At 69.9% G+C, this 25,950-nt stretch carries 21 protein-coding genes, 4 tRNA genes, 1 other RNA gene and 1 pseudogene; 18 read left to right on the forward strand and 9 right to left on the reverse strand.

What is annotated here, in order from left to right:
- Window positions 1–885: 885 nt before the first annotated feature.
- From ACH41F_RS21830 to ACH41F_RS21850, 5 genes and pseudogenes are all read left to right on the forward strand, one after another.
- Window positions 886–1,968, forward strand: a complete 1,083-nt coding sequence (locus tag ACH41F_RS21830; protein WP_398837007.1) for a DUF262 domain-containing protein — start codon at window positions 886–888, stop codon at window positions 1,966–1,968.
- Between the two features lie 35 nt (window positions 1,969–2,003).
- The gene (locus ACH41F_RS21835) at window positions 2,004–2,900 is read left to right on the forward strand and encodes a hypothetical protein (RefSeq protein ID WP_398837008.1); all 897 of its coding nucleotides are present in this window, start codon (window positions 2,004–2,006) and stop codon (window positions 2,898–2,900) included.
- 391 nt (window positions 2,901–3,291) lie between these two features.
- Window positions 3,292–4,136 (forward strand): annotated as a pseudogene (locus tag ACH41F_RS21840) (replication initiator); the annotation flags it as partial.
- Window positions 4,129–4,362 carry an excisionase family DNA-binding protein gene (locus ACH41F_RS21845; protein WP_329337364.1) on the forward strand — a complete coding sequence of 78 codons (234 nt, stop codon included), beginning with the start codon at window positions 4,129–4,131 and terminating at the stop codon, window positions 4,360–4,362. The pseudogene ACH41F_RS21840 and the gene ACH41F_RS21845, both read left to right, overlap by 8 nt.
- Before the next feature lie 10 nt (window positions 4,363–4,372).
- The gene (locus ACH41F_RS21850) at window positions 4,373–5,602 is read left to right on the forward strand and encodes a tyrosine-type recombinase/integrase (RefSeq protein ID WP_398837010.1); all 1,230 of its coding nucleotides are present in this window, start codon (window positions 4,373–4,375) and stop codon (window positions 5,600–5,602) included.
- A 79-nt stretch (window positions 5,603–5,681) separates the two neighbouring features.
- Here the strand turns inward: ACH41F_RS21850 and ACH41F_RS21855 are convergent.
- Window positions 5,682–5,769: transfer RNA gene (locus ACH41F_RS21855), tRNA-Ser, on the reverse strand.
- 72 nt (window positions 5,770–5,841) lie between these two features.
- Here ACH41F_RS21855 and ffs point away from each other — a divergent pair.
- The 7 genes from ffs to ACH41F_RS21890 all read left to right on the forward strand — a co-directional run bounded on the left by ffs (window position 5,842) and on the right by ACH41F_RS21890 (window position 14,824).
- Window positions 5,842–5,940: signal recognition particle sRNA small type (gene ffs / locus ACH41F_RS21860), an RNA gene on the forward strand.
- Between the two features lie 88 nt (window positions 5,941–6,028).
- Window positions 6,029–8,386, forward strand: coding sequence for a DNA polymerase III subunit gamma and tau (locus ACH41F_RS21865; RefSeq protein ID WP_398837011.1), 2,358 nt, complete (start codon window positions 6,029–6,031; stop codon window positions 8,384–8,386).
- Window positions 8,387–8,611: 225 nt separating this feature from the next.
- Window positions 8,612–9,865 carry a phosphoribosylamine--glycine ligase gene (gene purD, locus ACH41F_RS21870; protein ID WP_398837013.1) on the forward strand — a complete coding sequence of 418 codons (1,254 nt, stop codon included), beginning with the start codon at window positions 8,612–8,614 and terminating at the stop codon, window positions 9,863–9,865.
- 446 nt (window positions 9,866–10,311) lie between these two features.
- Window positions 10,312–12,039, forward strand: coding sequence for a hypothetical protein (locus ACH41F_RS21875; protein WP_398837051.1), 1,728 nt, complete (start codon window positions 10,312–10,314; stop codon window positions 12,037–12,039).
- Window positions 12,040–12,156: 117 nt separating this feature from the next.
- Entirely contained in the window at window positions 12,157–12,297 is a 141-nt protein-coding gene (locus ACH41F_RS21880) for a hypothetical protein (protein ID WP_398837015.1), read from the forward strand.
- Between the two features lie 39 nt (window positions 12,298–12,336).
- Window positions 12,337–13,830, forward strand: a complete 1,494-nt coding sequence (locus ACH41F_RS21885) for a N,N-dimethylformamidase beta subunit family domain-containing protein (protein ID WP_398837016.1) — start codon at window positions 12,337–12,339, stop codon at window positions 13,828–13,830.
- A 94-nt stretch (window positions 13,831–13,924) separates the two neighbouring features.
- Window positions 13,925–14,824 (forward strand): phosphoribosylaminoimidazolesuccinocarboxamide synthase, encoded by a 900-nt coding sequence (locus ACH41F_RS21890; RefSeq protein ID WP_391233615.1) that lies wholly within the window; start codon window positions 13,925–13,927, stop codon window positions 14,822–14,824.
- A 44-nt stretch (window positions 14,825–14,868) separates the two neighbouring features.
- Here the strand turns inward: ACH41F_RS21890 and ACH41F_RS21895 are convergent.
- From ACH41F_RS21895 to ACH41F_RS21930, 8 genes are all read right to left on the reverse strand, one after another.
- Window positions 14,869–14,941 (reverse strand) — tRNA-Gly (locus tag ACH41F_RS21895).
- A gap of 22 nt (window positions 14,942–14,963) precedes the next feature.
- The gene (locus ACH41F_RS21900) at window positions 14,964–15,572 is read right to left on the reverse strand and encodes a response regulator (RefSeq protein WP_391233616.1); all 609 of its coding nucleotides are present in this window, start codon (window positions 15,570–15,572) and stop codon (window positions 14,964–14,966) included.
- Window positions 15,569–16,783, reverse strand: coding sequence for a sensor histidine kinase (locus tag ACH41F_RS21905; RefSeq protein ID WP_398837052.1), 1,215 nt, complete (start codon window positions 16,781–16,783; stop codon window positions 15,569–15,571). Before ACH41F_RS21905 ends, ACH41F_RS21900 begins: the two co-directional genes overlap by 4 nt.
- Before the next feature lie 14 nt (window positions 16,784–16,797).
- Entirely contained in the window at window positions 16,798–17,574 is a 777-nt protein-coding gene (locus ACH41F_RS21910; protein ID WP_391233617.1) for an ABC transporter permease, read from the reverse strand.
- Window positions 17,571–18,497, reverse strand: a complete 927-nt coding sequence (locus ACH41F_RS21915) for an ATP-binding cassette domain-containing protein (RefSeq protein WP_391233618.1) — start codon at window positions 18,495–18,497, stop codon at window positions 17,571–17,573. Before ACH41F_RS21915 ends, ACH41F_RS21910 begins: the two co-directional genes overlap by 4 nt.
- Before the next feature lie 128 nt (window positions 18,498–18,625).
- A tRNA-Gly gene (locus tag ACH41F_RS21920) sits at window positions 18,626–18,698 on the reverse strand.
- A gap of 79 nt (window positions 18,699–18,777) precedes the next feature.
- Window positions 18,778–18,849: transfer RNA gene (locus ACH41F_RS21925), tRNA-Gly, on the reverse strand.
- 124 nt (window positions 18,850–18,973) lie between these two features.
- The gene (locus ACH41F_RS21930; protein ID WP_398837018.1) at window positions 18,974–19,291 is read right to left on the reverse strand and encodes an Lsr2 family protein; all 318 of its coding nucleotides are present in this window, start codon (window positions 19,289–19,291) and stop codon (window positions 18,974–18,976) included.
- 334 nt (window positions 19,292–19,625) lie between these two features.
- Here ACH41F_RS21930 and purS point away from each other — a divergent pair, with 334 nt between their 5' ends.
- From purS to purF, 6 genes are all read left to right on the forward strand, one after another.
- Window positions 19,626–19,889 carry a phosphoribosylformylglycinamidine synthase subunit PurS gene (gene purS, locus ACH41F_RS21935; RefSeq protein ID WP_264928957.1) on the forward strand — a complete coding sequence of 88 codons (264 nt, stop codon included), beginning with the start codon at window positions 19,626–19,628 and terminating at the stop codon, window positions 19,887–19,889.
- Window positions 19,886–20,566, forward strand: a complete 681-nt coding sequence (gene purQ / locus ACH41F_RS21940; protein WP_391233621.1) for a phosphoribosylformylglycinamidine synthase subunit PurQ — start codon at window positions 19,886–19,888, stop codon at window positions 20,564–20,566. The genes purS and purQ overlap by 4 nt, the downstream gene beginning before the upstream one ends.
- On the forward strand, window positions 20,563–22,821 hold the full coding sequence (purL, locus tag ACH41F_RS21945; RefSeq protein WP_391233622.1) for a phosphoribosylformylglycinamidine synthase subunit PurL: 2,259 nt from the start codon (window positions 20,563–20,565) through the stop codon (window positions 22,819–22,821). The genes purQ and purL overlap by 4 nt, the downstream gene beginning before the upstream one ends.
- Before the next feature lie 111 nt (window positions 22,822–22,932).
- Window positions 22,933–23,730 (forward strand): sterol carrier family protein, encoded by a 798-nt coding sequence (locus ACH41F_RS21950; RefSeq protein ID WP_398837020.1) that lies wholly within the window; start codon window positions 22,933–22,935, stop codon window positions 23,728–23,730.
- Window positions 23,731–23,789: 59 nt separating this feature from the next.
- Window positions 23,790–24,233: an META domain-containing protein gene (locus tag ACH41F_RS21955; protein ID WP_391233624.1), complete on the forward strand. Its 444-nt coding sequence runs from the start codon at window positions 23,790–23,792 to the stop codon at window positions 24,231–24,233.
- Window positions 24,234–24,394: 161 nt separating this feature from the next.
- Window positions 24,395–25,924: an amidophosphoribosyltransferase gene (gene purF, locus ACH41F_RS21960; RefSeq protein WP_398837021.1), complete on the forward strand. Its 1,530-nt coding sequence runs from the start codon at window positions 24,395–24,397 to the stop codon at window positions 25,922–25,924.
- The last annotated feature ends 26 nt before the right edge of the window (window positions 25,925–25,950 follow it).

Below are 25,950 nucleotides of genomic sequence, written 5' to 3' on the forward strand. Positions count from 1 at the left end.
TCTCGTCGGCGACACCGTTGCCACGGCCTCCCGAGCGCCCTTCGGAGGGGGTGAAGTACGGCATGACGTTGCAGGACGTATGCCGGATCGACCCTGGCCCTAGAAGTAGGTGGGCACGCAGTCCTTCAGAAGCTCATCTCGCTAGGACTGGTAGAGAGCGCCCTTCACGGCGTGATCTACGGAGGCACTTACCGACCGTACGCCCTCTCGGGTCTCGGCCGACGTCTGCTGACGCTGTTGCAGGAAGAGGCGGAACTGTCACCTCGATGACGGAGTCGAGTCACGTAAGTCTCGCAATCCGCCGTCGCGAGGGTGACTGTGAACTTGGGAAGCTGAGATCTTGTGTGGCCGATCGAGGTTCTGACCTGGGCAAGCGGCCCAGGTAGACCCTCTTCGACTGTGCCCGCCTTTACCGTGACCCACCGTCGTTTCCCGCTCGTTTCGTTTTGGTGCGCTTGTGGTGCGGTGCCGACGCTCTGTTCGGGCCAGATTGACTAGCGGGCCGTGGCCGCACTGCGCCGCGTGCCCGGTGACCTTGCAGGGACTGAGGGCGTGCCGTGAGGCACGCAAGGGACATCAACACTGCGCTCGTGAAAGGCGTTGACGGCTGGCTTCTTGGTCATGCCTCTGCACATGGTTGGCCCCTGTGGATCGCCGTACCTCACTGCTACATCGGCAACATAGATGGATGATGCTGGCAACTCGGGCTCTGTGGCGGGAAGTTGTTGTGCCTTCGATCGGCAGAACCCGTTCGCTACCTACGTCAAAGAAGGGCCTCGACTTCGCGCAACTGGCCCACGCGGGCGTGTGGTTAAACCTATACTGACTTCTGCAGATTTCTGCAATTCGAGTCATGCCTGTTCAGGATGCACTGAAAGGAAAAAAATGCAGGGCGACGATAAGGTTCTGGAGAGGTTTAAGCGCGCCCAGGAAAGCCTGGTTTTGCAATCTTCGGATCTCCCGCTACAGACCATCGCGGCCATGGTTCAAGCAAAGGCCATTGACATTGATCCGGCATATCAGCGACGCGAGCGTTGGAGTTCAGAAAAGCAGTCCGCGCTCATCGAGTCATTCCTTATTAATATCCCGATCCCTCCGGTCTATCTCTCCGAGGAAGACTACGGCCGGTACAGCGTTATCGACGGCAAGCAGCGAATCACGGCCATCTATAAATTCCTTACGGGGAGTCTCTCCCTCAAGGGTATTGTGGAGTTGCCAGAGCTGAATGGTCGCACCTTTGATCAGATCCCCGAAGCGCTTAAGCAGACGCTCACTGTGCGACCTTACCTGCGCGTTGTGACACTTCTTAAGCAGAGTGATCCAGAGCTCAAGTATGAGGTCTTCACGCGATTGAACTCGGGAGGGGAGAGGCTTGAGTTGCAGGAGGTGCGAAACGTCGCCTTCCGCGGTCCACTCAATGACCTAATTTACGAGCTGGCTGAGTTGCCTTTTTTGAGGCAACAACTGAAGATTACTTCGCCAAAATCGGCAGCCTACGCCGACATGACGGACGCAGAATATGTTCTGCGATACTTCACGCTTAGGGAAAGTTGGGATAGCTTCTCGGGTAGTTTGTCTCGCTCGATGGACGATTTCATGATCCGCAATAAGGGTCGCGGCGAAGATTTTCGTGAGGAGTTGCGGAACAAGTTTGTCGATGCCCTGGATATGTGCCGTAGGATTTGGGGTAAGAACGCCTATAGGCGCCCTACTGGACCTGGCGCGTGGAGAGATCAGACGCTCGCGGGAATGTACGATGCCCAGATGGTGGCCGTTTCGATGCTGACGGACGAGGAGAGGTTGCGCGCAATCAGGAATTCCGTTCACATTGCTAACCTCACGGAGCGGGAATTCCTGAGTGATCAAAAATTCGAAAAGGCTGTCCGCGTTGCCACGAATACACCGAGCAGTGTCGCCTACAGAATTGAGAAGGTTTACCAAATCCTTGTGAATGGCGGGCAGGCGTGAGTGTATCAAGGTCCCGCGAGTGCTTCGTAGCCCGAATGCATGCCCTGATCGAGGCATCTCAAGAGAGCGCTTTGATCCCTAAAGGGCCGATCTCAGGTGATCGCGATCCGTCCCGCCTAATGCGGAACGGCCTTGCTGTAGTCGCGTACTCCTCATTCGAGGATTTTTTCGCAACGCGCACAGGAGAGGTACTTGAGTCTTTTGACGCAACGCTGGTGGCTTTTGATCAGTTGCCTGAGAAGCTAAAGGAGGCTGCGACTGTCGGCGCACTTAGAGCTCTAGGGTTTCGGATGAACTTCGAGCCAGACGCAGCCTCTAAGAGATCCTACATTCAGCTGCACGCGGCTTCGATTGCAACCACAAGCAGCTCGGGGTATAAGTTCTCTTCTTTGTCTTTCATGCCATCCTCTTCTAATTTGAGCGATGAGGACCTTGAGCGCTGTTTGAAGGCGCTTCTGGTGGAGGGGCCTTGGCTTGAGCTAGAAAAGATTACGTCTCGTATCGGCTATGGCGTAGTAGGACTCAGGCAGCGCTTCAAGCAATTGGCCTCTCAGCGTCATGAGGCAGCTCATGCGGCGCATGCTGATATCAGTGTGGCTGATTTGCGTCAACTACCACATGACCTTTTGGCAATCTCGGCGGCATTTGATGCCATCTTTTCGCGTGCCGTTGATGAAATTTTGACGAGAGGTCATTCTGTGGATGCGCAGAAAAAAATCTCACTGATCGCCGAAAGTGTCGAATTGTGCTTTATCGATTTTGACGGGAAGAAATATAGTGAGAAGGTCGAAGGGAAAGATAGGGCCCGCAAGAGATACGACTCTGTTGAAGAGGCGTGGAGAGGGGCATTGGGTAGATCATTGAAAGGTAAGACGCTCTTGGTGATGCGGGATGAGAAGCAGCGGCCTGTGGACTGGAGGATGAGTGACTAACAGGGGGCAGGGGTGCAATGATGGTCGGAGGAGCGGCTTTGGGGTGGCGCTGCTTTGGCGCGAGTGATCATGGCCCCGTAAGCTTCCGGCGCGTCGGGCAGTCTGTGGACCTGCCCGGTAAAGCACGACGTTGGGGCCATGATCTGCGAGGCTCGCGCCAAAGTGGCTCCGTAAAGCCGTGGAGCCGACCGCCCCAGCCACGACGTATCCCTTCTCTGGCATCAGGCGGCTGCACGCTTTGAGCGCGGCACGGGCGCCGGCCGGGCTGGAGCGGGGCGTAGACAGGAGCGCAGGCCCGGCCGGGGGCCGGGCCGCGCGCGGGGAGCGGAGCGAGCCGCCTTGAACCCGTAGAGAAAGTTGTAACTCATTCGGGCGTGTGGGGCTTGACGGCTACGAAGCAGCCGTTCTCTGGAATGCCCACGCGGGCGCCCTCTGGCGACGCTTCTCGACGTACCTGCGCCGTGAGGTTGCCAAGCGCGCCGGCCTCACGCAACGCAGGTTCCGCGACCACGCGCGCGTGTCCTTCGCCAAGGTCGCCGAGTACCGGAAGCGTGGTGCGGTCCACTTCCACGCCGTCATACGCCTCGGCGGCCCGGGAGGCGGCGACACCCCGCCCCCGACCTGGGCCACCGCCGAGCTGCTCACCGACTCCATAGGCGCTGCCGCAACCAAGACGAGCGTGGACGGCCCGACCATCGACGGCCGCACCCACACCTTCACCTTCGGCCGCCAACTCGACGTCCGCACCATCCGATCCGCCGACTTCAACGACGGCCAGGAGCTGACCGGCGAGCCGTCGCCGCCTACATCGCCAAGTACGCGACCAAGGGTGCCGAGACAGCCACGGGAGCTCTCGACCGCCCGCTCAAGTTCGCCGCAGAGCTGGCCCAGCTCGACATCAGCGACCACGCCCGCAGCCTGGTCCGAACCGCCTGGACCCTCGGCGCCCGCAAGAACCTCGAACACCTCCGCCTCCGAGCCTGGGCGCACATGCTCGGCTTCCGCGGCCACTTCTCCACCAAGTCCCGCCGCTACTCCACCACCCTCGGCGCCCTCCGCGACGCCCGCGCCGAATGGCGCCGCGCACAAGCCGCCCCATCCACGCGCGAACCCGAGACGACGTACGTCCTCGCGCACTGGGTCTTCGCCGGAAGAGGCCTCTCCGACGCCGAAGCCTGGTTGTCCGCATCCCTCGAACCCGCCCCCGGAACGGAAGGAGAGCCCACCCGTGGCTGAGCCCCGCGTCGTTGCTGTCGTGCCCGAACAGTTCGACCCGTCCCTGGCCCTGCTGACCGTCGAGGAAGCGGCCCGGCGGCTCCGGATCGGTCGTACGACCTGCTTCCGGCTCGTCCTCGCCGGAGAGATCGAGTCCGTCATGGTCGGGAGGCTGCGTCGAGTCCCCGCCGATGCCGTGCCCGCTTACGTCGCGAAGCTCCGCTATCGACCCGCCGAAGCTGCTTGAGGGGGATGCCATGGCAGAGAACAAGCGCAGTCGTCAGCCCAACGGAGCCTCCTCCATCTACTTCGGCAAGGACGGCAAGTGGCATGGCCGAGTGACGGTCGGCGTCCGCGACGACGGCAAGCCGGACCGCCGCCACATCGAGCGCAAGACCAAGGCCGAGGTGACCAGGGCCGTCCGTGACATGGAGCGGGCCCGGGACGAGAAGAAGCTCAGGAAGCCGGGCCAGAGCTGGACGGTCCAGGCCTGGCTTGAGCACTGGGTCGAGAACATCGCCAAGCCGTACGTCTCCGAGAACACGTACGACGGGTACGAGGTCGACATACGCGTCCACCTCGTGCCTGGTCTGGGCGCTCACAAGCTCGACAAGCTGGAGCCCGAACACCTGGAGCGCTTCTACCGGAAGATGCAGGACGCCGGGAGCTCCGCCGGCACCGCTCACCGCACGATCCGGGTTGCCCTCGGTGAGGCCAAACGGCGCGGTCACGTCGCCACTAACGTGGCCGAGATCGCCAAGGCTCCGCGTCTCGAAGAAGAGGACATCGAGCCGTTCACGATCGAGGAGGTTCAGAGTCTCCTCGTCGAGGCGGCCAAGCTCCGCAACAGCACGAGGTGGGTAGTCGCCCTGGCGCTCGGCCTCCGCCAAGGGGAGGCGCTCGGGCCGCACTGGGAAGACGTCGATCTGGACGCGGGATACGTCCGCATCCGCAAGAACCGTCTCCGTCCCAGGTACGCCCACGGCTGTGGAGACACCCCGTGCGGCCGGAAGGCCGGCTACTGCCCCCAGAAGCAGCAGACCCGCTGCGAGCACAAGTCCACCAAGTCCCGCGCCGGGCGTCGCACGATCGGTCTGCCCGACCCGCTGATCAAGCTCCTCCGCCAACACCAGGAGGCACAGGAGAAGGAGAAGACGGCGGCCGGTGCCGACTGGGAGGACAAGGGATACGTCTTCGCCTCCCCGACCGGCGGCCCGCTGAGCCCGAACACGGACTTCCACATCTGGAAGCGACTGCTGCGGGACGCGGGCGTACGAGACGGCCGTCTTCATGACGCTCGCCACACCGCCGCGACCGTCCTCCTGATCCTCGGCGTCCCGGACGTCGTGGTCGACGCGATCATGGGCTGGGAGCCTGGGGGAGCGGCCCGCATGCGCGCCCGCTACATGCACGTCACTGGAACGCTGCTGCGGAAGGTGGCCCAGCAAGTCGGCGACGCTCTCTGGGAGCTCCCGAAGACGAACTGAGACGGAAACTGAGACGGACAACGACGAAGGGCCCCACCGCGAACGGTGGGGCCCTTCGACATCGTGCCCGGTGAGGCACTGGCGGAGGATACGAGATTCGAACTCGTGAGGGGTTGCCCCCAACACGCTTTCCAAGCGTGCGCCCTAGGCCTCTAGGCGAATCCTCCGCGGCAAACAATACAAGACGTTGAGGAGTGCTCGCGAACTCGTTCCCACCCCCTGCCATCGGGTACTGTTTGGGCAGCCCCTCACGCGGCGCTATCTGACTGAACTCCCCCAGGGCCGGAAGGCAGCAAGGGTAGGTCGGCTCTGGCGGGTGCGTGGGGGGCGCTTGCGTTCCCGGGTGGGGCCGGGCGGGCCGGGGCCGGGGATGCGGTCGGTTCCCGTGGGGCCGTGTTGTCAGTGGGCGCCTATAACCTCGTATGCGTGTCGTCTCTCGCGCTGTACCGCCGCTATCGCCCGGAGTCGTTCGCCGAGGTCATCGGGCAGGAGCATGTCACCGACCCGTTGCAGCAGGCGCTGCGGAACAACCGGGTCAATCACGCGTACCTGTTCAGCGGTCCGCGCGGTTGCGGCAAGACGACCAGCGCGCGCATCCTGGCCCGCTGTCTGAACTGTGAGCAAGGTCCCACGCCGACCCCCTGCGGCGAGTGCCAGTCATGCCGCGACCTGGCCAGGAACGGGCCGGGGTCCATCGACGTCATCGAGATCGACGCCGCGTCCCACGGTGGTGTGGACGACGCCCGTGAGCTGCGCGAGAAGGCCTTCTTCGGACCCGCGAGCAGCCGTTACAAGATCTACATCATCGACGAGGCCCACATGGTCACGTCGGCCGGCTTCAACGCCCTGCTCAAGGTCGTCGAGGAGCCTCCGGAGCATCTGAAGTTCATCTTCGCCACGACCGAGCCCGAGAAGGTCATCGGGACCATCCGCTCGCGGACCCACCACTACCCCTTCCGGCTCGTCCCGCCCGGGACCCTGCGCGACTACCTCGGCGAGGTGTGCGGCAAGGAGAACATCCCGGTCGAGGAGGGCGTCCTGCCGCTCGTCGTGCGGGCCGGCCAGGGATCCGTGCGTGACTCCATGTCCGTCATGGACCAGCTGCTCGCCGGGGCGCGGGAGGAGGGTGTGACGTATGCCATGGCCACTTCCCTCCTCGGCTACACCGACGGTTCGCTCCTCGACTCCGTCGTCGAGGCCTTCGCCACCGGTGACGGTGCCGCCGCCTTCGAGGTCGTGGACAGGATCATCGAGGGCGGCAACGACCCCCGCCGCTTCGTCGCCGACCTGCTGGAGCGGCTGCGGGACCTCGTGATCCTCGCCGCCGTCCCTGACGCCCTCGAGAAGGGGCTCATCGACGCCCCCGTCGACGTCCTGGAGCGCATGCAGGCCCAGGCCGGCACCTTCGGCGCCGCCGAACTCAGCCGCGCCGCCGACCTCGTCAACGACGGTCTGACCGAGATGCGCGGTGCCACGTCCCCGCGCCTCCAGCTGGAACTGATCTGCGCGCGCGTGCTGCTGCCCGCCGCCTACGGCGACGAGCGGTCCGTCATGGCCCGGCTCGACCGGCTCGAGCGCGGCGTGAACTTCTCCGGCGGCGGTGGCGCACCCGCGATGGGTTACGTCCCCGGGCCCGAGGCCCATGGCGGAGCCGCGGCCGCGCAGGTCCCGCCGGTGCCCCCGGGGGGCGGCGCCGCGGCCGTGCGGGCAGCGGTGCGGGCCCCGGGCGCCGCACCGCAGGCCGGACCGGGCTCGACTCCCTCGTCCGGTGCCCCCGCGGGCTTCGGCGACGGGTCGGGTCCTGGCGCGGGTCAGGGTGGGGCCGCAGGTCCGGCCGCGGCAGCCGGCGCCGGTACGTCCGCCGCCCCGGCCAGTGGTCCCGCCGGCGGCATCGGCGACACGCCCTCCCAGCAGCCGCAGCCTCCTCAGACTCCCGTCACCCCCGCCCCCGCGGCCCCCACCACCTCGGCCCCCGGCGCCTGGCCCACCGCGGCCCCCGCGGGCGGCGGCCGACGCCCCGGTGGCTGGCCCACGACGACCCCCGCCGGAGGCGGCCAGCCCCCGGCCGCGCCGACCCCGAGCCCCTCGGGCCAACCCACCCCCGCACCGGCGAGCACCCCCGCGCCCGCCCAGCCCCAGCCGACCGCGGCGGCAGCCGCCTACGCACCTCCGGCCGGCGGCCTCGATCCCCGCATGCTGTGGCCGAACATCCTGGAGGCCGTCAAGAACCGCCGCCGCTTCACCTGGATCCTGCTCAGCCAGAACGCCCAGGTGGCCGGCTTCGACGGCACCACCCTCCAGCTCGGCTTCGTCAACGCCGGCGCGCGCGACAACTTCGTCAGCAGCGGCAGCGAGGACGTCCTGAAGCAGGCGCTGGGGGAGCAGTTCGGCGTTCAGTGGAAGATCGAGGCGATCGTCGACCCCTCGGGCGGCGGCGCCGCGCCCGCCCAGACCGGCGGCGGCATGCCCGGCCACCAGGCCAGCGGTGGCGGCTACGGCGCCCCGGCCCCCGGCGGCTACGGCGCCCCGGCTCCCGCCCCGCGCCCCGCTACCCCGGCCGCCCCCGCGGCCCCCACCCCGGCCTCCTCGGCACCCCCGACACGGCCCCCGTCCCAGTCGGCCCCCGCACCCCGGCCCACCGCCCCGGAGCCGCCCCCGGTCGCCCCCGAGGACGACACCCCCGAGGACGACGACCCCGACCTCAACGAATCCGCCCTCTCCGGCCGCGAACTGATCGTGCGGGAGCTGGGCGCGACGGTGGTGGAGGAGTTCACGAACGAGTAGGGCGCCCCTCGGAACCCGGCGGGGGCACGAGGAGGGCCGGGGCGAGCGGACTCACCGACCCCGTGGACCCCGCATCCCCCAGGCACCCCCGCCCTCCCAGCCCCCGCCCCAGGCACCCCCCACCCCCCCTGGCCCCCCATTTCAGAGAAACCCACAACCCCCACCCCCGCCCCCCTTCAGCAACCCGCACAATTCCCCGCGCCCCGCTCCGGCTACGCTGACCCCGTGAAGGTCCTCGTCATCGGCAGCGGCGCCCGCGAACACGCCCTGTGCCGCTCTCTGTCCCTCGACCCCGACGTCACCGCGCTGCACTGCGCCCCCGGCAACGCCGGGATCGCCGAGGTCGCCGAGCTGCACCAGGTCGACGCCCTGGACGGCGCGGCCGTCGCCGCGCTGGCCACCGAGCTGGGCGCCGGGCTGGTCGTCGTAGGCCCGGAGGCGCCCCTCGTGGCCGGCGTCGCCGACGCCGTGCGTGAGGTCGGCATCCCGGTCTTCGGCCCCTCCGGGGAGGCCGCGCAGCTCGAGGGCTCCAAGGCCTTCGCGAAGGACGTGATGGCGGGGGCCGGCGTCCCCACCGCGCGCTCCTACGTCTGCACGACCCCCGAGGAGGTCGACGAGGCCCTCGACGCCTTCGGCGCCCCGTACGTCGTCAAGGACGACGGCCTCGCCGCCGGCAAGGGCGTGGTCGTGACCCCCGACCTGGAGGCGGCGCGGGCGCACGCCAACTCCTGCGAGCGGGTCGTCATCGAGGAGTTCCTCGACGGCCCCGAGGTCTCCCTCTTCGCCGTCACCGACGGGGTGACCGTCGTCCCGCTCCAGCCCGCCCAGGACTTCAAGCGCGCCCTCGACGGCGACGAGGGCCCGAACACCGGCGGCATGGGCGCGTACTCCCCGCTGCCGTGGGCCGACCCGAAGCTGGTCGAGGAGGTCATGGAGACCGTCCTCCAGCCGACCGTCGACGAGATGCGCCGCCGCGGCACGCCGTTCTCCGGTCTCCTCTACGCCGGTCTCGCGATCACCAGCCGGGGCGTCCGGGTGATCGAGTTCAACGCCCGCTTCGGCGATCCGGAGACCCAGGTCGTCCTGGCCCGCCTGAAGACGCCCCTCGCCGGGCTGCTGCTGGCCGCCGCCAAGGGCGACCTCGCCGATCTGGCGCCGCTGCGCTGGAGCGAGGACGCCGCGGTCACCGTGGTCGTCGCCTCGCACAACTACCCCGGCACCCCGCGCACCGGCGACCCGATCACCGGCCTCGACGAGGTGGCCGCCGAGGACGCCCCGCACGCGTACGTGCTGCACGCCGGTACCCGGCACGACGGCGACGCCGTGGTCAGCGCGGGCGGCCGTGTCCTGTCCGTCACGGCGACCGGCGCGGACCTGAACGAGGCCCGTGACCGCGCGTACCGGGCGGTCGCGCGCATCCGCCTCGACGGCTCCCAGCACCGTACGGACATCGCGGCGAAGGCTGCGGCGGGAGCCTGAAAAGCCGGAGTCAGAGAAGAAGGCGACGGCGGGAAGCCTGAAAAAACCGTCCGCCGATGAACCCCCCGGGCCCTGGATCCGTCTCTGGATCCGGGGCCCGTCCCCTGCGCCCACCGACCCGCCCGCCCCGCCCGCGCACGGGACCGCGCAGGCCTGCCGTGACTGTGAACACGAACCCGTACGTGACTGAATACGAGTCAAGATCCAGGGCCTGATCCTCGCTGTCCGTCATCCACCTTTCCCCAAAGCCATTCCATCGAGTGACCGATCCGATTTCCGGCTGACGTGGGCCGGGGCCCCAACTAGGGTGCGGCGCAAGCGTTCCGGCACTTGGCCCACCGGCATTGCGATGTCGGTGGCGGGTGCCACAGTGGGGGAGTGAGCAACGCCAGGACAGCCAGGCAGCCAGGACAGCAGCGAGGGGGTGACACCCGGTCGTGACCGGAATGGGTGGAGAAGCGGGCGCACAGGCCGCGCGGTCCTGGGCGCTCGCCGTGCTGCGCGTCCGTAGCCGGGCGCTCGCCGTCGCGCTGCTGCCGGCGGCCGTCGCCGTGGTGCTGTACGCCGGAGGCACCACCGGCCACCTCGTCGGCCCCGGCTGGCACGCCGCCCGCTGGGCCGTGACCCCGGTCGCCGTCCTCGTCCTGCTGGCCGCCGCCGGTATCGCCCTGGTCGTCGCCCGCGCCCGCCCGGCGATGAGTCCGACGGTCCCGATCGCCGAGGCCTCCGCCCCGGACCTGTACCGCATGGTGCGCGACCTGGCCGACCGTCTCGACGTGCCCGCGCCCTCCGCGATAGCGCTCACCCCGGACTGCGACAGCTGGCTGGAGGACCGCACCCACCCCTCGCACGGCCCGCCGAGGCAGGAGGACCGCGACGAGCTCACCGGCGCCCGCGGCCCGAGGCGTACGGCCGCGGCCCCGGTCCTGGTCATCGGCTCCCCGTTCCTGTGGTGGATGCGGGTCGGCGAGCTGCGCGCCGTCCTCGCCCCCGTCGTCGCCGGTACGGGCCCCTCGGCCCACCCGGACATAGCCGCGGCCCGCCGCTTCGTCCGCGGACTGGACGCCGCGGTGGCCGTGGCCTCGGCGCCCGGCCGCTGCCCGCTGACCCGCGTGGTGTGCGTCGGCCTCGGCTGGGTGGCCCGCCTGCTGCTGCGCGGCGTCCGGGAGCACGCGACCCAGATGGAGCGCGGGGTCGCCGCGGCCGCCGCCGAGCGCGCCCAGGCCGTGGACTACGGCCTGCGGATCGTCGCCCAGGAACAGGTCGGGCTGGCGTACGCCGGCTGGGACCGCCTGCTGACCCGCGTCGCGCTCCCGGCCTGGCGGATGGGCCGCTGGCCGTCCCGCCTGGACGCCGGAGTGGTGGCGGCCCTCACGGAACTGTCCCGCCGCGACCGCCTGGCCGAGGGCTTCGCGTCCCGCCTGGGCGAGCGCCCCGCCTGTGACCTCCTGGAGGAGCCCGGCGCGATCGACGAGGCCACCTCCCTGCTGGCCGCCCGCCTCTTCCACGGCGGCCCGGCGGAGTCCGGCCCCGACTGGTCCCCGGTCGACTGGCAGGAGTACCCGGACCAGGTCGTGGACCGGAAGTGGCGCCTGGACGCGTCCCGCCTGCACCGGGTCCTGGACGCCCAGGGAGTCCGCCGTACCCCGGGACCCACCGCCGCGGAGTCCCCCGGCCCCACCCTGGCGAGAGTCCTGGACCACCTGTCGGCTCCCCGGCGCCTCGCCGCCGTGCCGCAGGGGCACCCGGGCGGCGTGACGGCCGACGGCGAGCCCGAGGCCCCGGCCGACGACGAACGCACCGCCACCCTCGCCGCGGCCCTCACCGCCGAACTCGCCCGCGAGGAAGCCGCCGCCCCCGCCCCCCACAGCCCCGACCCCACCCTCTGGGACGACGGCTCGCTCCCGCTCTTCCCCCCGCAGGCCCCGCGCTCCTCCCGTGAGCTGCTCACCGACCACGTCACCGCCATGATCTGCTGCGCCGCGATGGACACCGCCGGCGCCGCCCCCGGCCTCGACTGGCTCGACGGCCCGACCCTCCTCATCAACGGCGACCGCGCCTCCGACCTCACCCCCGTGGTCCTCAGCCTCGTCGAGGACGGCGACCCGGCCCCCCTGCGGGCCTGGCTGCTGGAGTCCGGGATACGCCCGGAGAAACCGGTCCGTCTCGTCTGAGCCGCCCGGCGCCCACGCACCCCCCTTACCGGAAGCCCTCATTCCACTTTCGGCCAATTCGCAACGAGTAGTGACAGCGTGCGTGCGGAATGTGATGTGCTGGGACCGATCGCACCCATGGCAAGGGCGTGCGACATAGGACAGACGTCACAGCCACGAACGAACGACCGCACCACGGCGGTCGACGGCCGCCCACGAGACGCCGACGCCGACCACGTCAAGGCCGACCTCGCCGACGCCGACCGCACGAACACCTGACCGCACGAACACACGGGGGCACGAAGGAGGGGAGCAGCCATGGAGTCGGAGCAGATCCGCCGCTGGGAGTCGGGAGCGCTGGCGCACGCGGTGACGGACCCCTTCGGGCAGGGCCCGGTCCCCTGGCTCCGCGGCGAGACGACGTACTTCGACGACACCGGCCAGGTCGTCCCCTGGTACGTGGACCCCGCCCAGCAGCCCACCGCACCGGGCGCCCCCCGCGTCCCCGGCCCCCGGAGCGCCGGCGGGCCCCGCGCCGCGGACGACGTCCGCCGCCAGATCAAGGGCTTCACCGCGACCGGCGCGGTCGCCCCCGGCGAGGCCATCGACTTCCACATCACGGTCGACCCGCCGCAGGAGTTCAGCGTCGACGTCTACCGCATCGGCCACTACGGCGGCGACGGCGCCGCCAAGATCACCACCAGCCCGCGGCTCTCCGGCATCGTCCAGCCCCCGCCGCTCGCCGCGGACCGCACGGTCTCCTGCCACCACTGGTGGCTGAGCTGGCGCCTCCAGGTCCCGTCCTTCTGGAGCGTCGGGGCGTACGTGGCCGTCCTCACCACCGCCGACGGCTACCGCTCCCACGTCCCCTTCACCGTCCGCGACGACCACCCCGCCGACCTGCTGCTGCTCCTGCCGGACGTCACCTGGCAGGCGTACAACCTCTACCCGGAGGACGGCCGCACGGGCGCCAGCCTGTACCACGCGTGGGACGAGAACGGCCGTCTCCTCGGCGAGTCCGACGCGGCGATCACCGTCTCCTTCGACCGCCCGTACGCGGGCGCCGGTCTGCCCCTGCACGTGGGGCACGCCTACGACTTCATCCGCTTCGCCGAGCGCTACGGCTACGACCTCGCCTACGCGGACGCCCGCGACCTGCACTCCGGCCGGGTGGACCCCACCCGGTACCGCGGCCTGGTCTTCCCCGGCCACGACGAGTACTGGTCGGTCGCCATGCGCCGCACGGTGGAGCGCGCCCGCGACCACGGCACCTCGCTGGTCTTCCTCTCCGCCAACACCATGTACTGGCAGGTGGAGTTGGGCCCGTCCCCCTCCGGCGTCCCGGACCGCCTGCTGACCTGCCGCAAGCGCCGGGGCCCGGGCCGCCCGGTGCTGTGGCGGGAGATCGACCGCCCCGAGCAGCAGGTGGTCGGCATCCAGTACGCGGGCCGCGTCCCCGACCCGGCCCCCCTGATCGTGCGCAACGCCGACCACTGGCTGTGGGAGGCCACCGGCGCCCACGAGGGTGACGAGATCGAGGGCCTGGTCGCGGGCGAGGCCGACCGGTACTTCCCGCGCACCCCGCTCCCCGAGCACGACGACCGCATCCTGCTCGCCCACTCCCCGTACGCCGACACCGAGGGCACCCTCCGCCATCAGGAGACCTCCCTCTACCGCGCCCCCTCCGGCGCTCTGGTCTTCGCGTCCGGCACCTTCGCGTGGTCCCCGTCCCTGGACCGCCCCGGGCACGTCGACCCGCGCGTCCAGCGGGCCACCGCCAACCTGCTGGACCGCATCTGCAAGCGCGACTGACGTCACAGACCCGCAGGCCACAGACCCCCTGTCCGAGACCCGGCGCCCCATACGGGACAATCGAGCCACTTGGACAGAACCACGGGGAGGAACCGTGTCCGGATTCGTAGAAAAGCCCGAGCCGCTTCAGGTTCCGGGCCTGGTCCACCTCCACACCGGCAAGGTGCGCGAGCTGTACCGGAACGAGGCGGGCGACCTCGTGATGGTCGCCAGCGACCGTATCTCCGCCTTCGACTGGGTGCTGCCGTCCCAGATCCCCGACAAGGGCCGGGTGCTCACCCAGCTCTCCTTGTGGTGGTTCGAGCAGATCGCCGACCTGATGCCCAACCACGTCCTGAGCACCGACCTGCCCGAGGGCGCCCCCGCCGACTGGGCGGGCCGGACCCTGGTCTGCAAGTCGCTCCGGATGGTCCCCGTGGAGGCCGTCGCCCGCGGCTACCTCACCGGCTCGGGCCTGGTCGAGTACAACGACTCCCGCACGGTCTGCGGCCTCGCCCTCCCGGAGGGCCTCACGGACGGCAGCGAGCTCCCCGCCCCGATCTTCACCCCGGCCACCAAGGCCGCCGTCGGCGAGCACGACGAGAACGTCTCCTACGAGGAGGTGGCCCGCCAGGTCGGCGCCGACACCGCCGCCCAGCTGCGCCAGGCGACCCTCGCCGTCTACTCCCGGGGCCGGGACATCGCGCGGGAGCGGGGGATCATCCTCGCGGACACCAAGTTCGAGTTCGGCTTCGACGGCGACACCCTCGTCATCGCCGACGAGGTCCTCACCCCGGACTCCTCCCGCTTCTGGCCGGCCGAGCAGTGGGAGCCGGGCCGCGCGCAGCCGTCGTACGACAAGCAGTTCGTGCGCGACTGGCTCACCTCGGCGGAGTCCGGCTGGGACCGCAGGAGCGAGCAGCCCCCGCCGCCGCTGCCGCAGGAGGTCGTGGACCGCACCCGCGCCAAGTACGTCGAGGCGTACGAGCGGCTGACGGGCACGAGCTGGTCGTGACGCGAAAGGCCCCCGGTGAGAACCGGGGGCCTTTGCCGAAACAGAGCGAACGACGAGGTTCGAACTCGCGACCTCAACCTTGGCAAGGTTGCGCTCTACCAACTGAGCTACGTTCGCATGCGCCGTGGCGCGAGAACCACTATACCCAACCTCGCTCCCGCGCGAGCCGCACGGCCGTGTGCCGGTTCTCCGCCCCGAGCTTGGAGACGGCCGACGACAGATAGTTCCGTACGGTCCCCTGCGACAGCGCGGCCCGCTCGGCGATCTCCGCGACGGGCGCCCCGTCGGCGGCCAGTTCCAGCACCTCGGCCTCCCGCGCCGTCAGCGGCGAGTCCCCGGCGGAGATGGCGTCGGCGGCCAACTCCGGGTCGACGTAACGGTTTCCGGCGTGCACGGTACGGATGATCTCCGCGAGCCGCTGCGCGCTGACCGTCTTCGGGACGAACCCGCGCACACCGGCCTCCAGGGCGCGCTTCAGATGCCCGGGCCGCCCGTGGCTGGTCACGATCAGCACCTTGCAGCCGGGCAGTTCGGCGCGCAGGGATGTGGCGACCCTCACACCGTCCGCCCCGGGCATCTGCAGATCCAGTACGGCGACGTCGGGGGCGTGGGCCTTCGCCATCGCCAGCGCCTCGGGACCGGAAGCGGCCTCGGCGACGACCGCGAGGTCGTCCTCCAGCGAGAGCAGCGCCGCCAGGGCGCCCCGGATCAGATGCTCGTCGTCGGCGAGCAGCAGTCGTACCGTCACGCCGTGACCTCGCTCACTTTCAGCGGCACTTCGGCCACCAGCCGGAAGACGCCGGTGCCCACCGGTCCCGCCTCCAGCGTCCCGTCCACCGCCGTCAGCCGTTCCCGCAGTCCGGCGAGCCCGGACCCGCCCGGCCCCGCGGGGGCGGCGGCCCCGTCGTTCTCCACCGTCAGCACCACCCTCTCGCCCGTCACCCGCACGGCCACCTCGCACCGCCCGGCGTCCCCGTGCCGCAGCACATTGGTCGTCGCCTCCCGCACGACCCAGCCCAGGGTCGACTGCACGTCCACCGGCAGCCCGGCCGCGTCCCCCGACACCTCGCACCGGATCCCGGCCGCCTCCAACACCCCTTGCGCACCGGCGAGTTCCACCCCGAGGTCGGCCTCCCGATACCCCCGTACGACCTCCCGCACCTCGCGCTGCGACTCCCGGGCGATGCGCTGCACCTCGACCATCTGCGCCTCGGCCTCGGGCCGCCCGCGCCGGGCGAGCTGCACGGCGAGCTCGCTCTTCAGGGCGATCACCGCGAGGTTGCGCCCCATGACGTCGTGCAGGTCCCGCCCGAACCGCAGCCGTTCCTCGGCGACGGCGAGCCGGGCCCGGGTCTCGCGGGCCTCGTCGAGTGCGTAGACGGCGGTGAGCAGCCAGACGGAGAAGACGGCGCTGAAGGCGATGAACCCGCCGCCGAAGAGCACCGCCGCCGCGGTGATCAGGGTGGGCAGGGTCGGCAGGCCCAGGGGGAACGCGATCACGGCCGCGCCCGCCGCGAACCCGCCGACGGTCGCGAAGACCCTGCGCCGGCTGCGCACCCCGAGGGCGACGACACCGGCCCCGTAGGTCAGCACGACCCCGAACAGGGCACCCGCCGCCGAATCGGCCTCGCGCCCCTGCGGCCCGTGCTCGGCGACGGCCAGGGCCGTGACGGCGACCGCCGCGGAGTACGCGCCGAGCGTCCACAGCAGCCGCACGGGCTGATCGCGGCGGCCGCGCACCCAGTCCAGGGAGCGGGAGACGGTCAGCACGCAGAGCGCCGAGTGCACGCACAGCAGGGCGAACAGGGTGGCGCCCGGCACGGACCCGATCGCGGCGGCGATGGGCGGCCCGACCGCCAGGACCTCGACAAGCGCGATGGAGTGGAACGACCACCGTGTGTAGGTCTCCACCTTCTGCGGCGTGCTCTTGCGCCGCCACCAGCCCCCCGGCCCGACCATGCTCTCCCCGTACGTCAGCGCCTCGGCTCCCACCGGAACCACCGGCCTACAGCAAACACCGCGAGCGCGGTCCAGGCCAGCGCGGTGGCCAGGGCGCCCAGCGACTCGTAGACCGACAGGCTGCCCGTCCAGCCGCCGCGGACCAGGGTGATCACCGGCGACAGCGGCAGCAGCTCGCAGACGGACGCGAACCCGTCCGGCAGCACCTCCAGGGGGACGGCGACGCCCGAGAAGATCATCGAGACCATCACGAACGGCAGCGTGGTGACCTGCGCGCTCTCCACGGTCCGGGTCACCGCCGCCGTGACGGCCGCCAGCGCCGCGCACATCACCAGCCCCAGCAGCAGTCCCAGCACGGCGAGATGGGGCGCCTTCGGCGCGGCCACGTCCAGCAGGGCGGTGCTCCCGACGGCCAGCACCAGGCACTGCGCGAGCCCGGTCGCCCCGATCGGCAGCGCGGCCCCGAGAAGGATCTCGGTGTCCCGCGGCTCCCCGGTGCGCAGCCGCTTGAGCACCAGTTCCTCGCGCCGGGCGGTGTAGACCCCGACGAGGGCGCTGTAGACGCCGAACAGCAGCGAGAACCCGATCCCGGCCGGCAGCAGCACCAGGCCGACGCTGAGCCCGGCATCCTTGATGTCCATGTCGTCGATGAGGGGCCGCAGGCTGAACGGCAGCGCGAGCGGCACCAGGACGGCCGTGAGGAGGGTGGCCTTGCTGCGCCCGAGCAGCGTGAACTCGGCCCGGGCGAGCGCGCCCATCCGGCCCGCAGGTGTGGTGGCGACGCCGCTCATACGGTGACCTCCTCGGACGCGGCGATCCCCAGGAACGCCTCTTCCAGCGACGCCGACCGCACATCGAGCCGGCGCAGTTCCACCCGGGCCCGCTCGGCCCACACCAGCACCCCGGTGGCCGCCCGCTGCAACTCCCGCGTCCGCAGCCGTACGACCCTCCCGTCGACCTCGTGAGAGAGCACCCCCAGCTCGCCGAGCGGCGGCAGGTCGCCCACGAAGTACCCGTCGGGCAGTTCGAAGGAGATCCGCGAGGGCTGCTCGGCCGTCACCTCGGCCGGGGTCCCGGAGACCGCGATCCGCCCCTCGTGCAGGATCGCCAGCCGGTCGGCGAGCCCTTCGGCCTCCTCCAGGTAGTGCGTGGTCAGCAGCACGGTCGTCCCGCCGTCCCGCAGCGCCCGCACCAACTCCCAGGTGTCCCGGCGCCCTTCGGCGTCCAAGCCGGTGGTCGGCTCGTCGAGGAACAGCACCTCGGGCTTCCCGAGCAGCGCGAGCGCCAGATCGAGCCGCCGCCGCTCACCCCCGGACAGCTGCTTCACCCGTACGCCGGCCCGCCGCGCGAGCCCGACGAGCTCCAGCGCCTCCAGCGGCGGCCGCGCCCCGCTGACGCAGCCCGCCCACATCCGCGCGGTCTCGGCGACGGTCAGCTCGGACGGGAACCCGCCCTCCTGGAGCATCACCCCGGTGCGCGGCCGTACGGCGGCCCGCTCCTCGTAGGGGTCGTGCCCGAGCACCCGCACCCGGCCCCCGGCCGGCCGGGCGAGCCCTTCCAGCAGCTCGACCGTCGAGGTCTTGCCGGCCCCGTTGGTGCCGAGCAGCGCGAAGACCTCGCCCCGGGCCACGGAGAAGCTGATGCCGCGGACCGCCTCGAACCCGCCCCCGTAGACGCGTCGCAGGTCGGTGACCTCAATCACGTTCGTGTTCATGAACCCAGCATCCCGGCGTCCGGGGCCCGGAGGCAGTGCGCGCTGTCATCGCTGTGCATGACAAATGTCAGGGCTACGCCTACGACGAAAAAGCCCCCCGACAGAAGCCGGGGGGCCTTCGAATCAAGAGCGAACGACGAGGTTCGAACTCGCGACCTCAACCTTGGCAAGGTTGCGCTCTACCAACTGAGCTACGTTCGCACTGCATCCGACCGGCTCTCACCGATCGGCGCGGACACCATCCTACCTGATCCACAAGAGTGGTCAGATGGTGGTGCAGAGCGGGTGACAGGAATTGCACACTGCGCCTTCCCCCTGGAAGGGGGATGTTCTACTACTGAACTACACCCGCATGTACCTCGTGGGCTGGGCTTTTCCGTCCCCGCCCCTCGGCGTGCTCCAGACTCTAGCCGACCAGGTGGGGTGCCACGCAAGTCGGCTGTCCCGAGGGGCGGGTGACCGGCCGTCGGCCCGGGCTACTGGGCCTCGGTGAAGGCCTCGTAGACCTTCTTGGGGATCCGGCCGCGCGCGGGCACGTCCATCTTGTTCGCCTGGGCCCAGGCGCGGACCGCCGCCGGGTCGGGGGCGACCTCCGTCTGCCGGTACGCCTTGCCGGATCTCGACCGCTTGCGGCCGGCGTCCACGTAGGGCTCGAGCGCCTTGCGCAGTTTCTTGGCATTCGCTTGATTCAGGTCGATCTCGTACGACTTGCCATCGAGTCCGAAGGCGATCGTTTCCGCCGCTTCCGAGCCGTCGATGTCGTCAAAGAGAGTGACCACGACCTTCTGCGCCACGAATATCGGTCCCTTCATACGGCACGTGCCAATTCATTTGTACAGTGCCCGACAATGCAATGGGAAGCCCGACTAAATCCTTCCGCGTGTCAAAAAGCAAGGGGGAGCGGAAGCGACTTCGATTGAGGGTGGTGGGGGGAGACGGGCGGGCGCAATAGGTATCGGGTGTCGATCGGGGATCTTTCCCGGAAATTTTCGCGAACGCCCGGCCCGATACCAGATCGTGACGGTCGTCACGTAGTTTCCTACAAGTCGACGCGCGTAGAAATTTTGTGCGGGTAGTCTGAAACCACCTTGCAGGAACCTGCTCAGCACCACACCACCGGGAGTGCACGTGGCACGCGTCGTAGTCGACGTCATGCTCAAGCCGGAGATCCTCGACCCCCAGGGCCAGGCGGTGCAGCGCGCACTGCCGCGTCTGGGTTTCGAGGGCATCTCGGACGTACGTCAGGGAAAGCGATTCGAACTGGAAGTTGACGGACCGGTCGACGAGGCCGTCCTCGCCCGCATCCACGATCTTGCGGAATCCTTCCTCGCCAACACGGTGATCGAGGACTTCACCGTGAAGGTCGAAGAAGTCGCGGAGGCGGTGAAGTGACCGCTCGTATTGGCGTCGTCACTTTCCCGGGAAGTCTCGACGACCGGGACACCCAGCGCGCGATCCGCCTCGCGGGCGCCGAACCGGTCGCCCTCTGGCACAAGGACAAGGACCTCCACCAGGTGGACGCGGTCGTCCTTCCCGGTGGTTTCTCCTACGGCGACTATCTGCGGGCCGGCGCCATCTCCCGCTTCTCGCCGGTGATGGAGACGGTCATCGAGCAGGCGAAGGCGGGTCTGCCCGTCCTCGGCATCTGCAACGGCTTCCAGATCCTCACCGAGGCCCACCTCCTCCCGGGCGGGATGCTCGGCAACGACCACCTCCACTTCATCTGCCGCGACCAGAAGCTGCGGGTGGAGAACGCGGACACCGCCTGGACCGTCGACTACACGTCCGGCCAGGAGATCCACATCCCGCTGAAGAACATGGACGGCCGGTACGTCGCCGACGCGTACACGCTGGACAAGCTGGAGGCCGAGGGGCGGGTCGTCTTCCGCTACCTGGACGTCAACCCCAACGGCTCGCTCCGCGACATCGCCGGCATCACCAACGAGACCGGCAACGTCGTCGGCCTCATGCCGCACCCGGAGCACGCCACCGAGCCGCTGATCGGTACCGGCCGTACCGACGGGCTCCCGTTCTTCACGTCGATCCTCAAGAAGCTGGTCAACGCATGAGCCGGACGCCTCTGGACACGGTCGAGCACGCGGCCGCGACCCCCGACGTCGAGCTGCCCTGGGCCGAACTCGGCCTGAAGAAGGACGAGTACGAGAGGGTCGTCGAGATCCTCGGGCGCCGGCCGACCGGCGCCGAGCTCGCCATGTACTCCGTCATGTGGTCCGAGCACTGCTCGTACAAGTCCTCCAAGGTCCACCTTCGCCAGTTCGGTGAGAAGGCCCCCGAGTCCGACGCCCTCCTCGTCGGCATCGGCGAGAACGCGGGCGTGGTGGACGTCGGCCAGGGCTACGCCGTGACCTTCAAGGTCGAGTCGCACAACCACCCCTCCTACGTCGAGCCCTACCAGGGCGCGGCCACGGGCGTCGGCGGCATCGTGCGCGACATCATCGCGATGGGCGCGCGACCGGTCGCGGTCGTGGACCCGCTGCGGTTCGGTGCCGCCGATCACCCCGACACCAAGCGCGTGCTCCCCGGTGTCGTCGCCGGCATCGGCGGCTACGGCAACTGCCTCGGCCTGCCCAACATCGGCGGCGAGGTCGTCTTCGACGCCTGCTACCAGGGCAACCCGCTGGTCAACGCCGGTGCCATCGGCGTGATGCGGCACGAGGACATCCACCTCGCGAAGGCGTCCGGCGCGGGCAACAAGGTCATCCTGTACGGGGCCCGCACGGGCGGCGACGGCATCGGCGGCGCCTCGATCCTGGCCTCCGAGACCTTCGACGACGCCAAGCCCTCGAAGCGCCCCGCGGTGCAGGTCGGCGACCCCTTCCAGGAGAAGCTCCTCATCGAGTGCACCCTGGAGGCCTTCAAGGAGAAGCTGGTCGTCGGCATCCAGGACCTCGGCGCGGCCGGTCTGTCCTGTGCCACCTCCGAGCTGGCCTCCAACGGCTCCGGCGGCATGCGCGTGACGCTGGACGACGTACCGCTGCGCGACTCCACGCTCTCGCCCGAGGAGATCCTCATGAGCGAGTCGCAGGAGCGCATGTGCGCGGTCGTGGAGCCGGAGAAGGTCGACCGGTTCCTGGAGATCTGCGACAAGTGGGACGTCATCGCCACCGTCATCGGTGAGGTCACCGACGGCGACCGGCTGGAGATCTACTGGCACGGCGGCAAGATCGTCGACGTCGACCCGCGCACGGTCGCGCACGACGGCCCGGTCTACGAGCGCCCCTACGCCCGCCCCTCCTGGCAGGACGAGCTCCAGGCGGACGACGCGAACAAGCTGCCGCGGCCCTCGTCGAGCGAGGAGCTGAAGGACCAGGTCCTGAAGCTGGTGTCGTCCCCCAACCAGGCCTCCAAGAAGTGGATCACCTCGCAGTACGACCACTTCGTGCAGGGCAACACGGTGCTGGCCCAGCCGGAGGACTCCGGCATGATCCGCATCGACGAGGAGACCGGCCTCGGGGTCGCCATCGCGACGGACGGCAACGGCCGGTACGCCAAGCTCGACCCGTACACGGGCGCCCAGTTGGCGCTCTCGGAGGCGTACCGCAACGTGGCGACGACCGGCGCCAAGCCGCTCGCCGTCTCCGACTGCCTGAACTTCGGCTCGCCCGAGGACCCGGCCGTCATGTGGCAGTTCGCGGAGGCGGTCCGCGGACTGGCCGACGCCTGCCAGCAGTTGGGCACGCCGGTCACCGGCGGCAACGTCTCGCTCTACAACCAGACCGGCGAGGCCGCCATCCACCCGACCCCCGTGGTCGCGGTCCTCGGCGTCATCGACGACGTGGCCCGCCGCACGCCGGTCGCCTTCCAGGAGGACGGCCAGCTGCTGTACCTCCTCGGTGACACCCGTGAGGAGTTCGGCGGCTCGGCCTGGTCCCAGGTCGTCCACGACCACCTCGGCGGTCTGCCGCCCAAGGTCGACCTGGAGCGCGAGCGGCTGCTGGCCGAGATCCTGATCTCCGCCTCCCGCGACGGCATGATCGACTCCGCGCACGACCTCTCCGACGGCGGCCTGATCCAGGCGGTCGTGGAGTCGGCGCTGCTCGGCGGCAAGGGCGCCCGCCTGATCGTCCCGGACGGGCTCGACGCGTTCACGTTCCTGTTCTCGGAGTCGGCCGGCCGCGCTGTCGTGGCCGTCCCCCGCTCCGAGGAGGTCCGCTTCAACGACATGTGCGGCGCACGGGGACTGCCCGTCACCCGCATCGGTGTCGTGGACGGCGAGACGGTCGAGCTCCAGGGCGAGTTCGAGCTGACCCTGGAGGAGCTGCGCACGGCCCACGAGGAGACCATCCCGGCGCTCCTCGCGTAGTCACCGCACGCCCCGGAAGGCCCCGCCCGCCCCCACGGACGGGGCCTCCCGGCATCCCCCCGCCCCACCGGCGTCCGAGGGCGCGGGGCGGGGAACCATAGGCTGACCCCCATGCCCCCGGCCAAGAAGCGCGCCCGCGCCTACGACCCCGCCAAGATCCGCACCGCGGTGCTCGCCCAGTTCCACCATGTGCGCCGAGCCGTGGGCACGCTCACCGACGAGCAGCTCGCCCGGCCCACCCGCCTCGGGGACTGGACCGTCCGCGACCTCGCCGCGCACCTCACCATGGCCGTGGAGACCGTCAGCCGGAACATCGACCGCGAGGAGCCGTCCGAGCCGGGCCTGACCCTCCTGGATTGGCCCTTCGCCACCGCCGCCCGCGCCGAGGGCATCTCCGACGACACCCGCGTCCTGGCCGCCGCCCACCCCGACCTCGTCGCCCTCTACGCCGACACCGAGGAACGCCTCACCCGCAAGCTCGCCGAGACCCCCGGCGACCGCCTCCTGGGCACCCGCACCGGCGCCATGACCCTCGCCGACCACCTGGTCACCCGTACCGTCGAACTCGTCGTGCACACCGACGACCTCAACGCCGCGCTGCCCGGCCTCGACGTCCCCCACGACCGCCAGGCCCTCGCCGCCTGCACCCGCCTGCTGGCCGACGCGCTCGCCGCCAGGGCGCCGGGCGGCTCGACCGAGGTGCGGATCCCGCCGTACGCCGTCGTGCAGTGCGTGGAGGGGCCGAGGCACACCCGCGGCACCCCGCCGAACGTCGTCGAGACCGACCCGCTGACCTGGATCCGGCTCGCGACCGGCCGGGTGACCTGGCGGGAGGCCGTCGAGGACGCGAAGGTCAGCGCCAGCGGTGAGCGGGCGGACCTCGGCCGGCTGCTGCCCCTCATGGGCTGAGCCGTCCCCCGGAAGAACCAGCGGGGGAACCCGTTCGGCGCCCCACCCGTCCCATCGGCATGGACACACAGCGACTGACCCTCGTCGTCCTGACCGTGCTCCCGCTCGCCGTGGCCTGCGGCTCCGAGACGGCGGGCAGCGGTTCGGTCGGCGCCGAGAAACCCGTCACCGGCGTCCACTGGAGCGTCGACAGCGTCACCGTCGACGGCACCACCCACAAGGCGCCCACCGGGGCCGACGTGGAGATCGAGGACGGCAGGGCGGCCGGCAGCTACGGCTGCAACCACTTCAACGCCAAGGTCAGCACCGCGGCGGACGGCACCATCCGGCTGAGCCGTGCCACGACCACCAGGATGGCCTGCGAGAAGCCCGTCATGACCTTCGAGCGGATCCTCGCCGGCACCCTCGTCGGCGGCCCCCTGAAGACCACCGTCAGCGACGACCGCCTCACGCTCACGACCGCGGGCGGAGACACCGTCCGCCTGACGGAGTCCACCGGCTGAGAGGTGTGCGGCACCTCACTCATCTCTGCGAAAAGGCCGTCCACGCACGGCGCTGACCAGCGAAAACGAAAAATCCGCCAAAGCCCTTGCCGCCGTGGGACTCACCAAAGGTCCGTATCCCCCCTGCGGACCAGTGGCCGACCTCGCCTACACTCGGAAACGTGCCACGTGGTGACGGTCGACTCAATCATGATCTGCTCCCCGGCGAGAAGGGCCCCCAGGACGCTTGCGGCGTCTTCGGTGTCTGGGCTCCGGGTGAAGAGGTCGCCAAGCTCACTTACTTCGGGCTCTACGCCCTCCAGCATCGGGGTCAGGAATCCGCGGGAATCGCGGTCAGCAACGGCTCCCAGATCCTCGTCTTCAAGGACATGGGCCTCGTTTCCCAGGTCTTCGACGAAACCTCTCTCGGTTCCCTCCAGGGTCACATCGCGGTCGGTCACGCCCGCTACTCGACCACCGGGGCCTCCGTGTGGGAGAACGCCCAGCCGACGTTCCGTGCCACCGCGCACGGCTCGATCGCGCTCGGCCACAACGGCAACCTCGTCAACACGGCGCAGCTCGCCGAGATGGTCGCCGACCTGCCCAAGGACACCAACGGCCGCTCGACCCGGGTGGCCGCCACCAACGACACCGACCTGCTGACCGCGCTCCTCGCGGCCCAGGTCGACGAGGACGGCAAGCCGCTGACCATCGAGGAGGCGGCCCACCAGATCCTCCCGCAGGTCAAGGGCGCGTTCTCGCTCGTCTTCATGGACGAGCACACCCTGTACGCCGGCCGCGACCCGCAGGGCATCCGCCCGTTGGTCCTCGGCCGCCTGGAGCGCGGCTGGGTCGTCGCCTCCGAGTCCGCCGCCCTCGACATCTGCGGCGCCTCCTACGTCCGCGAGATCGAGCCGGGCGAGTTCGTCGCCATCGACGAGAACGGCCTGCGCACCTCCCGATTCGCGGAAGCGAAGCCCAAGGGCTGTGTCTTCGAGTACGTCTACCTGGCGCGCCCCGACACCGACATCGCCGGCCGCAACGTCTACCTCTCCCGGGTGGAGATGGGCCGCAAGCTCGCCAAGGAAGCCCCTGTCGAGGCCGACCTGGTCATAGCGACCCCGGAGTCCGGCACCCCGGCGGCGATCGGTTACGCGGAGGCCTCCGGCATCCCCTTCGGCGCGGGCCTGGTGAAGAACGCCTATGTCGGGCGTACGTTCATCCAGCCCTCCCAGACGATCCGGCAGCTCGGCATCCGGCTGAAGCTGAACCCGCTGAAGGAAGTCATCAAGGGCAAGCGCCTGGTCGTCGTCGACGACTCGATCGTGCGCGGCAACACCCAGCGCGCCCTGGTCCGCATGCTCCGCGAGGCGGGCGCCGCCGAGGTCCACATCCGGATCTCCTCCCCGCCCGTGAAGTGGCCCTGCTTCTTCGGCATCGACTTCGCCACCCGCGCCGAGCTCATCGCCAACGGCATGACGATCGACGAGATCGGCACCTCGCTGGGCGCCGACTCCCTGGCGTACATCTCCATCGACGGCATGATCGAGGCGACCACCATCGCCAAGCCGAACCTGTGCCGTGCCTGCTTCGACGGCGAGTACCCGATGGAGCTCCCGGACCCGGAACTGCTCGGCAAGCAGCTCCTGGAGACCGAGCTGGCCGCCGGTCCCGCGGCCACGGCAGCGGCCGACGCGATCCGTCGCCCGTAAGCCCGTCCTCTCCGCAGTACGACACG

The organism is Streptomyces sp. NPDC020489, assembly GCF_044386545.1.
Classification (GTDB): Bacteria; Actinomycetota; Actinomycetes; order Streptomycetales; family Streptomycetaceae; genus Streptomyces.